Origin of the sequence: Paenibacillus oryzisoli, from assembly GCF_001653565.1 — a bacterium.
Taxonomy (GTDB): domain Bacteria; phylum Bacillota; class Bacilli; order Paenibacillales; family NBRC-103111; genus Paenibacillus_E; species Paenibacillus_E oryzisoli.
This window is the reverse complement of record NZ_LYPB01000046.1, coordinates 50,955-64,829: the sequence shown is the minus strand read 5'-3', so window position 1 is coordinate 64,829 and position 13,875 is coordinate 50,955. Positions and strand designations below refer to the sequence as shown.

The 13,875-nt window shown below is 45.6% G+C and carries 14 protein-coding genes and 1 riboswitch; of the genes, 11 read left to right on the top strand and 3 right to left on the bottom strand.

Translation table 11 applies throughout. The features are described 5' to 3' along the window. Positions 1-36: 36 nt before the first annotated feature. Positions 37-930, bottom strand: a complete 894-nt coding sequence (locus A8708_RS03980) for a helix-turn-helix domain-containing protein (protein WP_068662216.1) — start codon at positions 928-930, stop codon at positions 37-39. A 149-nt stretch (positions 931-1,079) separates the two neighbouring features. Here A8708_RS03980 and bglB point away from each other — a divergent pair, with 149 nt between their 5' ends. The 8 genes from bglB (at position 1,080) to A8708_RS36730 (ending at position 7,979) form a co-directional block, all read left to right on the top strand. Next, positions 1,080-2,150 carry a beta-galactosidase BglB gene (gene bglB, locus A8708_RS03975; protein WP_068662215.1) on the top strand — a complete coding sequence of 357 codons (1,071 nt, stop codon included), beginning with the start codon at positions 1,080-1,082 and terminating at the stop codon, positions 2,148-2,150. Between the two features lie 307 nt (positions 2,151-2,457). Continuing rightward, positions 2,458-3,339 (top strand): ROK family protein, encoded by an 882-nt coding sequence (locus A8708_RS03970; RefSeq protein ID WP_068662214.1) that lies wholly within the window; start codon positions 2,458-2,460, stop codon positions 3,337-3,339. Positions 3,340-3,631: 292 nt separating this feature from the next. Continuing rightward, on the top strand, positions 3,632-4,138 hold the full coding sequence (locus A8708_RS03965; RefSeq protein WP_082927256.1) for a MarR family winged helix-turn-helix transcriptional regulator: 507 nt from the start codon (positions 3,632-3,634) through the stop codon (positions 4,136-4,138). A gap of 123 nt (positions 4,139-4,261) precedes the next feature. Continuing rightward, positions 4,262-4,630, top strand: coding sequence for a VOC family protein (locus A8708_RS03960; RefSeq protein ID WP_068662269.1), 369 nt, complete (start codon positions 4,262-4,264; stop codon positions 4,628-4,630). Positions 4,631-5,048: 418 nt separating this feature from the next. After that, a riboswitch (cyclic di-AMP (ydaO/yuaA leader) is annotated at positions 5,049-5,214 on the top strand. A 103-nt stretch (positions 5,215-5,317) separates the two neighbouring features. After that, on the top strand, positions 5,318-6,202 hold the full coding sequence (locus A8708_RS03955; protein WP_068662213.1) for an ABC transporter ATP-binding protein: 885 nt from the start codon (positions 5,318-5,320) through the stop codon (positions 6,200-6,202). A gap of 5 nt (positions 6,203-6,207) precedes the next feature. Continuing rightward, positions 6,208-7,005: an ABC transporter permease subunit gene (locus A8708_RS03950; RefSeq protein ID WP_068662212.1), complete on the top strand. Its 798-nt coding sequence runs from the start codon at positions 6,208-6,210 to the stop codon at positions 7,003-7,005. A 26-nt stretch (positions 7,006-7,031) separates the two neighbouring features. Beyond that, the gene (locus tag A8708_RS03945) at positions 7,032-7,826 is read left to right on the top strand and encodes an ABC transporter permease subunit (protein ID WP_068662211.1); all 795 of its coding nucleotides are present in this window, start codon (positions 7,032-7,034) and stop codon (positions 7,824-7,826) included. Between the two features lie 24 nt (positions 7,827-7,850). Continuing rightward, complete coding sequence (locus A8708_RS36730) at positions 7,851-7,979, top strand: hypothetical protein (protein ID WP_275667864.1); 129 nt, start codon at positions 7,851-7,853, stop codon at positions 7,977-7,979. 308 nt (positions 7,980-8,287) lie between these two features. Here A8708_RS36730 and A8708_RS03940 read toward each other — a convergent pair whose 3' ends face one another. Then, positions 8,288-9,421 carry a glycoside hydrolase family 88/105 protein gene (locus tag A8708_RS03940; RefSeq protein WP_068662210.1) on the bottom strand — a complete coding sequence of 378 codons (1,134 nt, stop codon included), beginning with the start codon at positions 9,419-9,421 and terminating at the stop codon, positions 8,288-8,290. A 151-nt stretch (positions 9,422-9,572) separates the two neighbouring features. On the opposite strand from A8708_RS03940, the gene A8708_RS03935 reads away from it, so the two are divergent. From A8708_RS03935 to A8708_RS03925, 3 genes are all read left to right on the top strand, one after another. Beyond that, on the top strand, positions 9,573-10,409 hold the full coding sequence (locus A8708_RS03935) for an AraC family transcriptional regulator (protein WP_068662209.1): 837 nt from the start codon (positions 9,573-9,575) through the stop codon (positions 10,407-10,409). A 266-nt stretch (positions 10,410-10,675) separates the two neighbouring features. Then, positions 10,676-12,946 (top strand): polysaccharide lyase 8 family protein, encoded by a 2,271-nt coding sequence (locus A8708_RS03930; protein ID WP_068662208.1) that lies wholly within the window; start codon positions 10,676-10,678, stop codon positions 12,944-12,946. A gap of 153 nt (positions 12,947-13,099) precedes the next feature. Next, positions 13,100-13,279, top strand: a complete 180-nt coding sequence (locus tag A8708_RS03925; protein ID WP_068662207.1) for an aspartyl-phosphate phosphatase Spo0E family protein — start codon at positions 13,100-13,102, stop codon at positions 13,277-13,279. Positions 13,280-13,383: 104 nt separating this feature from the next. On the opposite strand, the gene A8708_RS03920 is transcribed toward A8708_RS03925, so the two are convergent. Continuing rightward, complete coding sequence (locus tag A8708_RS03920; RefSeq protein WP_068662206.1) at positions 13,384-13,707, bottom strand: hypothetical protein; 324 nt, start codon at positions 13,705-13,707, stop codon at positions 13,384-13,386. Positions 13,708-13,875: the final 168 nt, after the last annotated feature.

The window sequence follows — 13,875 nt, the reverse complement described above, 5'->3', positions numbered from 1 at the left end:
ATTTGGATGTAGGCTGAAATAACAAGCAGCATATCCTCATTGTTCTTGCTTTATGCCATGCAGGAATTTGCTTTCGGCAGCTTGTTTGGCGTATTTACCTGGCGGCATGCCGACTAGCGTGCGAAAGGTACGGATAAAGTGGGTGTAGTCGTTGAATCCGCATGCATAACATGCCTGTGTGGTGGAGATATCCCCTTTTTCGAGAAGTTCTTTGGCTTTGATAATTCGTAGCTGCACCACATACTGATGGACGGAGAGCCCAGTCACTTCACGAAATAATTCGTTTAGTCGATGGCGATTAATATAAAATTGCTCAGTAATCATATCTGTCGTGATGGCCTCGGCATAATGGGCGTCTATGTAAGCCATAATCGGCGTGATTAATGAAGAAGCGGCAGTCGGTAATCCACTGTTTGCTGGCCCGGGATGTTCCTCTCGTGTCATGGCTTCCAGTTGAATTAGAATGTGGGCTAACTGTAATTTGACTTTCACATCGGCGGCGAAACAAGTTTGTTCCAGCAGGAGTTTCAACTCATGGAACAATCCGACTAGTGTAGCTGCATCGCTGCTGGACAAGCGGATTCGATGGTGATTGGCGGCGGTCCTACGGGCAAAGCACGCGAGTAGATTGGTATTGGCTGTATTCATCACACTCATATAGAAGGGGTTGAAATACAGGATATACCGTTCAAAATGTTCCCTGTCATGAATAATGGAGCGGTGCATATCGCTGGTGCTGAGTAAAAGAAGATCGTTGGGAGCGAGCAGGTATTGCTGATCTCCTACCCAGAACTCAGCTCCTGCTGTTACGGCAAGATAGATTTCATAGACATTGTGAAAGTGATAATAGTCCATATGCCAGTCGGCTCCGAAGTTATGCTCTAGCCGCACATTCTCGGTATAGGCGTTTTTAACCTTTTTATATACCATCGTCTCGTTTCCTGCTCCTTGTCAGCCCGTATCTGTTACCTAGTTAAGAATATCACAAAAATGCATGTAATTCGTCCAATAATGCAAGAATGGTCACGCCTTCTTTTTTTTATAATGGGCATGAAGATAAGAAGGAAGGATGATTGCATATGGATAAAGCCGCCGTTAGCGCGCTAATTAACAAAGTAGCCTACAGGATGAAACATCTAGGGAACGATACAGGACTGGTGGAAGAATGCCCGATTAGTATTATCGCAATGGATACGTGGGAATGGGCCCAAGGCGTAGGCTTGTATGGGCTATATAAATACTATCGGGAGACAGGGGAGACGGATGTACGGGATTTCCTTGTTGCGTGGTTTGAGCTCAATATGAGTAAGGGGTTGCCGGAAAAGAATGTGAATACACTCTGTCCGATGCTGACATTAAGCTTTCTTGCTGAGGAAACAGGCCGTGAGGATTTCTTGGATCTTTGTCGGGAGTGGGCAAAATGGATCATGGAGGAGATGCCTCGCACGGAAGAAAACGGGTTGCAGCACATTGTTTCCGGGAACGTCAACCAAGGTCAGCTGTGGGATGACACCTTGTTCATGACGGTGCTTTTCTTAGCGAGGGCAGGCAAGTTATTTGAGCGTGAGGATTATTTGGCAGAATCGGTACGGCAATTCCTCGTTCATATTAAATATTTAACAGATCGCAAAACCGGGCTCTGGTATCACGGCTGGAGCTTTGAGGGGCGCCATCACTTTGCTGAGGCTCTCTGGGCTCGGGGAAATTGTTGGTATACGGCCGGGGTCGTGGATTACCTGGATATTGTTGACGACTTGGATCCGGGTGTGGAGCGGTTCCTTCTGGATGCCCTGCAAGCGCAGGTAGCTGCACTCGAGAAGCTGCAGCATCAAGACGGCATGTGGCACACCTTGCTGGATGATCCCACATCGTATGTGGAAACATCTGCTACCGCAGGCTTCTCCTACGGGATTCTAAAGGCTGTCCGATTGGGCTACCTGGACGCCCGTTATCTCCCTCTGGGGCGCAGGGCCGCTGAAGCCGTCATCTCTCAAATCTCCGAGGACGGAACGGTCCATAATGTTTCTTATGGGACCGGAATGGGAGAGACTTTGGAGGCGTACCGCAGGATAGAACTTTGCCCGATGACCTATGGCCAAGCGCTGCCAATCCTGATGCTGACAGAGGTTATGAGACTTGCGGTAGAGTGAAGCGCCTGAAAGGGACGAGATCGTCGAAGAAATCGACTATCACAGTGCGAAATGGCGCCTGAAGGGGCGAGATAGTCGAAGAATTCGGCTATCTTTGTGCGGAAAGGCGCCTGAAGGGGCGAGATAGTCGAAAAATTCGACTATCTCTATGTGTAATGGCGACAGAGGGGCGAGATAGTCGAGAAAATCGACTATCACAGTGAGGAATGGCGCCTGATGGGACGAGATCGTCGAAAAGTTCGACTATCTCTAGGCGAAACGGTTGTGATAAAATCGACTTCATAGACACTGTAGGAGGAATGACATCGTGCGTTATGGAGCCATTGAAGCAGGGGGAACCAAGTTCGTTTGTGGGATCGGAAATGAAGAAGGTATCATTGAGGATCGAATTAGTTTTCCAACGGAACATCCCGAGCAGACATTGCAGAAGGTAATTGATTATTTTGCAGATAAACATGTGGCAGCGATTGGTATCGGATCTTTCGGACCTATCAATGTTGATCCAAGCAGTCCTTTATATGGCTATATCACAACAACGCCGAAGCCGGGCTGGGGTAATTACGATGTATTGGGCAAATTGAGACAGTCCTTCGATGTCCCTTACGGCTGGGACACGGATGTTAATGCTGCTGCTTTCGGAGAAGCCAAATGGGGAGCTGCACAAGGTCTTGATAGTTGTGTCTACTATACGGTCGGTACTGGAATCGGCGTAGGTGTGTATATGGAAGGGCGTTTAGTCCATGGCCTTGTTCATCCCGAAGGTGGGCATGTGATGATTAGACCCCATTCAAGTGATAGCTTTCAGGGGACATGCCCTTATCATGGAGATTGTTTAGAGGGAGTGGCCGCGGGGCCAGCCATCGAACAACGCTGGGGAGTGAAGGGCAGCGAGTTACCTGTTGATCATCCAGCATGGGATCTGGAAGCTTACTACTTAGCGCAATCGATTAGTTCTACCATACTCATGATGTCACCGAAGAAGATTATTCTGGGCGGTGGCGTGATGCAGCAAGCTCATTTATTCCCACTCATCCGTACGCATGTTCAGAAGATCTTGAATGGTTATATCCGGACGGAATCTTTAATGGAGAACATTAATACCTATATTGTACCTCCTGGGTTAGGAACGAACTCAGGTTTGCGAGGATCTCTTGCTCTAGGCGTAGAAGCTAAACGTAATCATCAGTAACATTGACGGGTACAGAGGCAATAGGTAGGGGCTATGCCCCTAGCAAAAGTGCAAATAGGCAACCTTTTGCATCGAATTCATTCTCTTAACTGAAATAAGTGCAAATAGGCAACTGTTTCTGCCTTCAGGCGTCCTTATGCCCTCGGATGGGGTCTCAAGGATGCCTTTTTGCACTTATTTGACTATATTTGGGTGGAAATTCCCCAAATAAGTGCTTTTTTGCAACTTTGACGAGTTCATATGGTCATTCTTGATAAAATAATAGTTGCAATAACATCCTATATGGCATACAATGAAATTAGTTGCAATAGCATCCTATTTTGAGGGGGAAGGTAAACTGAGTCACCGATGGAGTAACAATGACGAAGGAGTGCCAGCATCAGAATCACACGGCCAATACATTTCAGCGATTTACCGCCATATGCAGATAGCGATCTCAGCCGAGTTGGCACCGTATCGAATCGGAAGCGGGCAATATATTTTTCTCATGGCCATCTCGTTTGGGCAGCCAATTACGCAGAAAGCGCTGAGCGAGAAGCTGCTTATCGATAAGACGACTACCGCCAAAGCTATTTCCAAGCTAGAAACAGAAGGGTATGTACGGAGGGAAGTAGATAGCTCCGACAACCGCTATCAGTTGCTATTTTTGACAGAAGCGGGGCAAGAGGTGGTGCCCAAGGTACAGGAAGCGCTAGCACGTGTCAAAAATAAAACGAGAAGAGGCATCACCGATGCGGAGTATGACCAGATGCTTAGCCTCTTGAAAATCGTACTGTACAATCTGACCGAGCAGGAGTAGAAGTGGGAGTAGTCGCAAGATCGGAGTGGGGTGGGGTGGGAAGCAGGCAAGGTGGAGAAGCAGAAGCACAGCAACACAGCAACATTCTAAATTGAGCAACCAATTGTGAGGAGGATGCATATGATGAAAGCTATTCCTTTTATCGTGGTAGAAAACTGCAAGGATGAGATCGAGTATTACCAACGTATTTTTGGTGGCGAGATCACGATATTGCGCAAGCAAGGGGAAGTAGTGCTGAACGCGGACATACATGTCGAAGGGGCCATCCTTAAGTTTGCTGACACGTTAGCGGCAAAGCCAACTTTGAAGGGCGATTACGTGAGAGTGTTCGTAACTATCGAGAAAGAAGAAGCGTACCGAAGCATCTACAGTGAGCTTGCCGCTGGTGGTTCAATTAACGTGGACATGTATGAAGCGCCGTTCAACGGACTGCTTGCCATCGTTACGGATCGAAATGGTGTCTGCTGGGTATTGTCGTATTATCGAACGTAACCCAACAACATATCAGCAGCCGTGGAGCACGTAGAAATACTTAAAAACCTTCAAGCAATTGAAGGTTTTACACTTTTTAGCGTGCCCTTGTGACTATAGTGTGATCCTTTTGAAGTTGGGAAAAGGCCTCCCCTCCTCAGGAAGTGACGAGAGGTTTGTGCTAGTGGTGGAAATGGGGAATGAGTCCTTCTCCGCGAAGTGGAAGTGTAAGTATACCGGATGGATTTCGTCGTTTCCTATGGTGGAAATGGGCATGAACGTCTTAGCCTTAGCAAAGTATAGGATAATCAACGTCTTCACTGATTGTATGCGCTTTCATTGACTGCCAAAGTCAAATCTGCATAAATTAAAGGTGAATCTAGGTTTTACAATCGGGTTAGATCGGCGTAAGATTCATTACGACAAGTTGATTTTTTGTAAAATTAAACCACTTAATTCCCAACTGGGAAACGGGGGAACCAACCGAAGCCGGAACAAGCAACACATGGCTTCATGGGGTGAATCCTGATGCTCGCAAGCATTAGGTAGGACGCTCTCAAGTCCGAATCCGACAGCTAACCTCGTAGTGCATTGAGAGAGAACCGCACACTCGCCTTCTTATGTAAAGAAGCCCGGGCGTAGAGATTCTCTATGCTTAGGGCTTCTTTTTGTTTGCTTGTACCCTTACAAATTTGAGGAGGCCTTGCCATGCATGCAATTGAAATTACCAATTTGACCAAAACCTATGGGAATGCAAGAGGCATCACCGATGTTAGCTTTACAATCGAAGAAGGGGAGATCTTCGGTTTTATTGGACCGAATGGTGCTGGGAAATCAACCACGATTCGAACGCTGTTGTCTCTGATTTTTCCAACTAGCGGCAGTGCCAAAATTTTCGGTAAAGACTGCATTCAGTTTGCGCCCGAAATTAAGAAGGAAATCGGCTACTTGCCATCGGAAGTTTTTTATTATGACAACATGAAAGTAATTGACCTGCTTAAGTATTCAGCGAGCTTTTACAAGAGGGATTGCACCCAAAGAATTAAAGAACTTGCCGAAATCATGAATCTGGACCTTACGAAGAAAATTGACGATCTATCCCTTGGGAACAAGAAGAAAGTGGGCATCGTTCAAGGGCTGCTTCACGATCCTAAGCTCATTATTCTGGATGAACCGACGAGTGGGCTGGATCCGCTCATGCAACAGAAGTTTTTCGAATTGCTCGAACAGCAGAATAAAAAGGGAGCTACGATACTGTTTTCCTCTCATATTTTGAGCGAAGTACAGCGATTATGTGATCGTGTTGCGATCATTAAAGAAGGTAGAATCGTAACCGTTGAGAAGATTAGCACGTTACAAGAAAACAATTATAAGCGATTTAAAATTGACACTGCGCAAGTACTCGACCCACAATTCTTCAGGATGCCAGGGGTCAACAACATTGAAGTTCAAGGCCAGACGACGAGTTTCTTATTCAAAGGGAATATTAATCAAGTCATGAGAAAAATAGCCCAAATCGACATCGCGAATCTATGGATCGAAGAGCCGGATTTAGAGGAGATCTTTATGCATTACTACGAGAAGGAGGCTTAAAAGGCATGAATATTTTCCTGCATGAATTGCGAGCGTATCGAAAATCCACGATCACGTGGACGTGCTCCTTGATTGCTGTCATCGTCTTATTCTTATCCCTTTTTCCTTCGGTTTCCAAAGATTTTGCGCAGTTCTCTTCCGTCTTAGAAGGCTATCCAGAGGGGGTTAGGAAAGCGCTGGGTATCCAAATCGAAACGTTCGGTACGCTACTCGGATTCTACATGTACATCTTCATGTACATTACGCTGTGCGGAGCTATTCAGGCTATGGTGTTGGGAGCGTCTATCCTATCCAAAGAGGTTCGTGAGAAAACAGCGGATTTTCTGCTTACGAAGCCTGTAACACGGTCGAAAATAGTGACTTCCAAGCTATTAGCGGCAACTGCTTCCTTAGTGATCACGTGCCTCATGTATATCGGGGCAGCTTATTTGATGGCGCTTCAAGTAAAAACAGTTGATTTTGATAGGAACATCTTTCTCCTGATTTCATTTACATTACTATTTATCCAGTTAATGTTTTTAGCGATTGGCTTCATGGTTTCGGTCGTGTTTTCAAAAATAAAAGCTGTCTTATCCGTCAGTCTGGGTACGGTGTTTGCCTTTTTCGTAATCGGCATGATCGTTGCCGTAGATGGGGAGGGAGCTAAGCGGTATTTCTCGCCTTTCAAATACTTTAGTGGGAATTACATGCTTGCACATGCGAGTTATGAAACGCCCTATGTTATTGCAGCTATCGCGATTATCGTTGTTTCGATTACGGCAAGCTACTTCATTTACACGAAAAAAGACGTTCATGCCGTCTAAACGCAGGTGAGAGGAGGGAATGACCAGTGAATATTTTCTGGAGAGAACTGAAAACGTATCGGAAATCAATGATTTTCTGGAGTCTTGGACTCATTTTTCTAGTCGCAAGTGGTATGAACAAATATCAAGCAACGGCGGCGAACGGACAGATTAATGATCTGATGGCAGAAATGCCGAAGTCCCTCCAAGTGATCATGGGTGGTGGCGCGTTAGATTTATCGAAGGCTAGCGGCTACTTCGGCATTCTAGTGCTATATTTCTTGTTAATGGCAACGATTCATGCGGCGATGCTTGGGGCGAATATTATTGCGAAAGAAGAGCGGGATAAGACAGCAGAGTTTCTATTTGTGAAACCTTTGTCGAGGCACGGCATCATCACGTGGAAGCTGCTAAGTGCTGTAGTGAACATCCTTATTTTTAACCTCGTGTCCTGGCTGTCTAGTATGTTGATTGTTGGGGCATATAGCAAAGGCGAGGCCGTTGGTGGAGATATCTCCATCGTCATGCTGGGTATGTTGATTGTGCAGCTGCTCTTTCTGGTCATTGGCACATCCATTGCGGCCGTGCATCGAAATGCCAAACAAGCAGCTTCACTAGCAACGGGCTTCATGCTCATTACATTCATCTTATCCATTGCCATTGACTTCAATAGTAAGCTGGCATTCTTGAAATATGTAACCCCGTTTAAATTTTATGAGGCGAAGAATATCATGTATGGCGGTGGGTTTGAGGCTGTATATGTGATCATTTCGGCAGTTGTCATCGTCGGTCTGACCGTGGTCACGTATGCCGCTTTTGGTAAGCGGGATGTACACGTGTAGGGGGAGGAGTAGGAGTATACGGTATTGGTTGAAGTGGCAGTAGTAGTTGAATTAGCAGTAGTAGTAGTAGAAGTAGAAGTAGAAGTAGAAGTAGAAGTAGAAGTAGAAGTAGAAGTAGAAGTAGAAGTAGAAGTAGAAGTAGTGCCCAGTTGAGTAGCTAGCTTTCATTTAGATGGAAAAAGTACAGCTAATTTCCTTATATCACCTGTGATTTTGCGATTAGATGGAAAAAGTACAGCTAATCTGGGCGAGTTTGTCCGTTTAGTGGATTATCGCCGAAATTAACTGTAGGATATCCATCTATTGCCCGTAAAAGTAGCAAATCAACAAAATTAGCTACATGAAATCCATTTATTTTGTTGGGAGCGGCGGGGAAAGCAAGACGGTATTGGGTGAAGTGGCAGTTGTAACAAAAAAACCAGTTCACATTCCCATTGGAATGCTAACTGGTTTTTGATCTGTCACGCTTGGGGAGCTAGACTCATTTCTACACACATAAGAATAAATGCGCCAGCGCCGTGCAAATCGTTCTCGCTCGTAGGACGGGCGATGTAGTGGGCGTAGTCGCCAATCCCTGTACCAATACAGATCTGGCCAATGATGACATGACCATTCTCATCGAACTTCAGGGTATCAATGACCCCTTGGTATCCTTTCCACGCATAGGTCAAATATTTAGGATCCAAATAGCCGAAACGCACGGCTTTGGCAATGGCGTGTACATACAGTGCCGTGCAGGAATTTTCCAGCCAATTGTCCGCCAGGTCGCCTTTATCGACAACCTGATACCATAAACCTGTGGCGGCATCTTGATATGGTAGCAGGGCGAGGAGCAGGTCTTGAAGGATGCTCGTTAACTCCGCTTTATCTTTGTGGTCCGCAGGAAGGTATTCGAACATTTCCAGCAATGCCACTGGGTACCAACCGATCGCGCGGCCCCAGAATTCCGGTGCCAAACCTGTTGCAGGATCAGCCCAAGCAGCTGCTTTAGTTTCATCCCATCCATGATACAGCAGGCCAGTGTTAGGGTCCTTGGTATGCTTTTCCATGAGGATCGCTTGATAGGTCATCATGTCGAAATAGTCGGTTTCACCAAAGGTTTTACCGAACTGCGCAGCAATCGGTCCAGCCATATATAAGCCATCCAGCCACATTTGATTCGGGTAACGTTCCTTATGCCAGAAACCACCAGATGGGTTCGTTTTCCATGATTTTAAAAGGGGAACCAATGTATGCAGGGCTTTCTTATATCGTTCATCGCCAGTTTGCTCATAGAGATTAAATAGCAGAACGCCTGGCTGAATATCATCTAATTCTTCTGGATTATATTTCTTAATACTGCCGTCAGGGAGAATTTGGCTATCAACCCAACGCTTGATATACGAATAGTATTTATCGTCGTTTGTCTCCCGCCAGCACTTTTCCATACCGGAAAGAAAGACACCTTGATGATAGTGGAAACGATCGGGTGGAAGCTGTTCTGGTTCAAATTTGGCCATCAGCGCCTCACACGCAGCCTCCGCCCACTGAATAGGGGATTTTACATGATTGGTTGTCGTGGTGCTGTCTTGGATATTACGTTCAGAAGCTTGCATTTGGGTTCAGTCCTCCTTCATGTACTTAAGCTTATTTTATCAGAGGAATATGTACATTTATTGCGAGAATATCTATTTTCTTCTTATATCTTGCGGTATCGCGGCAGAGGCGTATAATAAATGGCAAATGAGATGGGAGGCGGAGCAGTGGATGGATGATTTTCAATTCAATAACCAGGAAGGTTCCTTCTCAATGTCTTATCGGAAGGCGTTAAGTCACAATATGCCAGTCAACCATTTTCATAGCACATTTGAAATTTTCTATTTGATGTCCGGCAAACGGACTTTTTTTATAAAAGATAGGACAATGATTATCGACGAGGGGGATATCGTCATCATCTCTCCGAATATCCTGCATCGGACGACGAATACCGAAATGCCCAAGCATGAGCGGCTCATCGTGAATATTCATGAAAGCTATATGGCCTCAGTTAATGATGCTTATCGTGACATTTTTCAGCCCCTTTTCGAGCAAGCCTACTTGATTATTAAATGTCCGCTGCAAGATAAGCTCGCAATCGAATCGCTAGCGCAAAGCATCATGCAGGAGATGCAGGAGAAGAAGCCTGGCTTCGAGATGTTTGCTCAGACGTTGGTGCTGCAACTGCTAATTATTTGCTGTCGACATGCCAAACACAATGCGCTGGAGCTGCAGGAGCCCCCTAGTCCTATGCATGAGAGGATCTTGGAGGTTGTTCGTTATATGAACACCCATTATATGCAGGATCTGCCGCTGCATCTGCTGGCGGAGAAATTTTATGTAAGTCCTTATTATTTAAGCCGGTTCTTTAAAGAAGCGACGGGGTTTACGTTCGTGGAGTATTTGAATAGTGTAAGGATTAAGGAAGCCAAGAAACTATTAGAGCAATCCTCAATGAAAGTTAGTCTCATTGCTAAGAAAGTTGGCTTCGGCAGCGTTACGCATTTCGGGCGCGTGTTCAAATTAGTGACGGGACATGCCCCGTTGTATTATAGGAAGGATAAGTAAAAGGTATTCGCGGGGCGTCCTTTGCGGTTGTGCAAGTTTTGGAAAAAATCCACATTTCTGAGATGAAAAAAGGCGGTAAACACCTAGAAGATTGGTTCAATAAAAAAGGAAAACAAAGACGCTTAGGTGTGTTTCTGGTTTCCTTTTTGACGAATTTAAGTCCTACTTTATGCAAGAATAGATCATCGTAATGACCTGCATGCCGTACTATAGTGGAGTAATCTGAATGGATAGATGTATTTCATTACGCAAGGAGGGGATTCTGAATGCGCCAACTAACGAAAATGTGGCGGAAGTATATAGCTGGTGACACAATCCGTCCTGAAGCTGTACAACAGGTTGGGGAGTATCAGAGGACGATGCTGCACAATAGGGAATTGCTGTGGCAGGATGTTCCTTACAAAGACGACGCCTCAGATTTGAATATCATCATGGCTCGACTTCGTGAAATGGCGATTGTCGTGAGTACACCTACTTCTCCCTCTTACACAGACAGTAAGTTGCTGAGTCAACTCGTGCTCGGATTGGAATGGATATATGAACATAGATATAACGAAGTGTGCGAGCCGTATGGAAACTGGTGGTACTGGGAGATCGGTGTACCGATTGCCTTGCTTGAAACGATCATCGCACTCGAGGGATTGAACATGCTGAGTACGACGACGACGCTTATCGAAAAACTGCTTCGCCCAGTAGATAAATACGTAGGTGACCCGGCGTTCCATGCGCAGTGGTTTAGACCTGATCCCCCACCATCGACGGGTGCGAACCTCGTTTGGAAAGTAACGGCCGTTGCACTGAGCGCGGCCATTCAGCGAGATGAGCATAAGCTGCATACAGCGCGAAGCGCATTGCTGCCAGTATTTTGTTATACCGAGACAGGGGATGGCTTCTATGAAGACGGATCCTTTATTCAGCATAATAAATATGCCTATACGGGTGGATATGGCAAAGGGCTGCTGCACGATACTGCCCGCCTTATGGTCTGGCTTCATGGCACACAGTGGGAACTGCCGAAGGAAGCAGTCTCTTTAACGTATCAATGGATTAAGCATTCTTTTGTACCGCTCATGTTTAGAGGGATGCTGTTTGATATGACAAGCGGTAGGGAAATATCTAGACGAGATACGCAGAATCATGAAAACGGGCATAGCGTGATCACCTCCTGTTTACGACTCTCTCATGTGTTGGATATCTCAGATGCGGTATGGCTATTATCCGAGGTAAAGCATTGGATTCTGACTGATACGTATAAATCTTACCTTTATACCGCGCCGCCGGATACAACCAAGTTAGCCCGACTCCTGCTCGAGAATAATCACATACAGCCTGCCCCGGAAGAAGCTTTCTGCAAAATGTTTGCTAACATGGACCGCGCTGTGCTCCGGGGACCCGGATTTGTTTTTGCCGTCAGCATGTTCTCAAACCGTATGTACACGTATGAATCGATCAATGGGGAGAACTTGAAGGGGTGGTATACTGCGCAGGGGATGACCTATCTGTACAATGGAGATTTGGGTCAATATGCCGATGCTTACTGGCCGACAGTCAATCCCTATCGGCTTCCTGGTACCACGGTGACAGATAAGTTACGGGAGAATGGAGCAGGAAAAGGTCGACTAAGCACACGATCTTCTGTAGGCGGTGCCGTGCTTCACAATAAATATGGGGCTATCGCTATGGAATTAGCGGATAGGGTGGATGAGGAAGATGACGTACTGACAGGGCTGAAAAGTTGGTTCTTGTTAGGTGACCGCGTAGTTGCATTAGGTTCGAATATCACGAACCTTAGTCCATCAAGTGTTGAAACCATTATAGAAAATCGCAAGCTTGGCGATCAGGGGTACCCTATTATTCTCGCAGATGGAAGCCCAATATGCGTCTCCCTAGGGCAAGTAGAAACGATTCACCCTCGTTGGATTCATCTGACGGGTAGTGTTCCGGAGTCTAATGTTGGTTATGTGTTCCCTAAGGCGAGTGCCGTACAAGCTTTGCGAGAAATGCGGCAGGGTAGTTGGAGAGATCTCAATCTAACAGGCTCGACTGAAACGATTAACCGCAGCTTCTTGACACTGTGGTTTGATCATGGAGAAGCAACGATGGATTGCGGGGGTGACTATGCTTATGTGATCCTGCCTAATCAAACGGTGCGGCAAACAGTCAGGTTTGCGGAACGTGCTCCGATCCGTATCGTGGCGCAAGACGATCACTGTCATGCGGTGGAGGACGAAGAGCAGGGTCTCTTTGCGGCACATTTTTGGACGAATGCTTGGCATAAGAGTGGATTGATTTCCTGCAGCGGAAGGGCATCTATTGTTCTGGAGATGACCGACACCGGATGGAGTCTGGCCGTAGCTGATCCAACCCATGAACAAATGCAGACGATTGAGATGGTAATCGAATTGCCAGATAGCGGTGTACTTCGCCAGTCGGAACGAATACAAATTCTGAGTAGAGAAGAAAGATCAATTCAGCTTATGTTCGATCCTGCAGGTGCAGCGGGAGGATCTTATGAGATCGCGTTTAGTTGGAGCTAACTCTTCTCTATGTCCCATAAGGAGTGCTGATTGTTCACTGTAAAAAACTAACACTCTCACAAACAATTACTAATATTAATCTAATAGTCTTCATTTATTATACATATATAGGATGTATACCTAATTGATATAATTTGAATGGAGATGGATACGATGGAATCAAAACTTCAGCAAAAAATTGAATGCTTGCGATTCGAAATGATCAATCAAGCGGTAATCAATGGTAGCTTGACACATGAGAAAGTCGTATCCGTTAGCCAGTTGTTAGATAGATACATCGTGTTGTACCAGAAACTGATTATCAAAAGGGCAAAATTAAAATTAATCAGCTAAGGAATCCATGGCGCTCAATAAAGTAGGCTGACTTGAAGTAGAGGAATCTACCACAGGTCAGCCTATTAGAAATTTAGCACATACTTTGGCAGTCATAACGATAGCTACTCATTTTGTGGATCTGGAGCAGGTTGTTCTTCCGACGCCGCGACTTCATCATTCGCTTCATTGTTCGTTTCTTCAACTACTTCTTCATTTACAGCCTCAGATACTTCATTCTCTTCACTTGCTTCTTCACTTACATCTGCCGCAACACTGTCACTTACCGTTTCACTCGAATCTCCTGGCACACCAGCAAGTTGTTGTAGCACTTCAAGTCTGCTGCTCAAACTCTTAATTCGTTCATCGGCTTGGTTGCTAGCACCAGTTTGTTGCTGCGCATGGCGAAGCAGGGTTTGTACTCTTTTAATTTCAGCGGTATGTGTCATCGTTACGTTGCCTCCCCATAGTCATTCAATTTGTCTATCTTTATGGAAAACTATATCCATAGAAAAGTGTATACTTTTCTCACTTTTACTACAAGAGAAATTAGCATAGATGCCCATAGGTCATGAGGTTGAAGGCGGTTTGTTTATGGTAAAATAGGTGAAAAAGAC

Coding starts and splice junctions, on each gene's coding strand:
- A8708_RS03980 (WP_068662216.1), bottom strand. CDS start 930: ATGGTATATAAAAAGGTTAAAAACGCCTATACCGAGAATGTGCGGCTA.
- bglB (WP_068662215.1), top strand. CDS start 1,080: ATGGATAAAGCCGCCGTTAGCGCGCTAATTAACAAAGTAGCCTACAGG.
- A8708_RS03965 (WP_082927256.1), top strand. CDS start 3,632: ATGAAATTAGTTGCAATAGCATCCTATTTTGAGGGGGAAGGTAAACTG.
- A8708_RS03960 (WP_068662269.1), top strand. CDS start 4,262: ATGAAAGCTATTCCTTTTATCGTGGTAGAAAACTGCAAGGATGAGATC.
- A8708_RS03955 (WP_068662213.1), top strand. CDS start 5,318: ATGCATGCAATTGAAATTACCAATTTGACCAAAACCTATGGGAATGCA.
- A8708_RS03950 (WP_068662212.1), top strand. CDS start 6,208: ATGAATATTTTCCTGCATGAATTGCGAGCGTATCGAAAATCCACGATC.
- A8708_RS03940 (WP_068662210.1), bottom strand. CDS start 9,421: ATGCAAGCTTCTGAACGTAATATCCAAGACAGCACCACGACAACCAAT.
- A8708_RS03935 (WP_068662209.1), top strand. CDS start 9,573: ATGGATGATTTTCAATTCAATAACCAGGAAGGTTCCTTCTCAATGTCT.
- A8708_RS03930 (WP_068662208.1), top strand. CDS start 10,676: ATGCGCCAACTAACGAAAATGTGGCGGAAGTATATAGCTGGTGACACA.
- A8708_RS03925 (WP_068662207.1), top strand. CDS start 13,100: ATGGAATCAAAACTTCAGCAAAAAATTGAATGCTTGCGATTCGAAATG.
- A8708_RS03920 (WP_068662206.1), bottom strand. CDS start 13,707: ATGACACATACCGCTGAAATTAAAAGAGTACAAACCCTGCTTCGCCAT.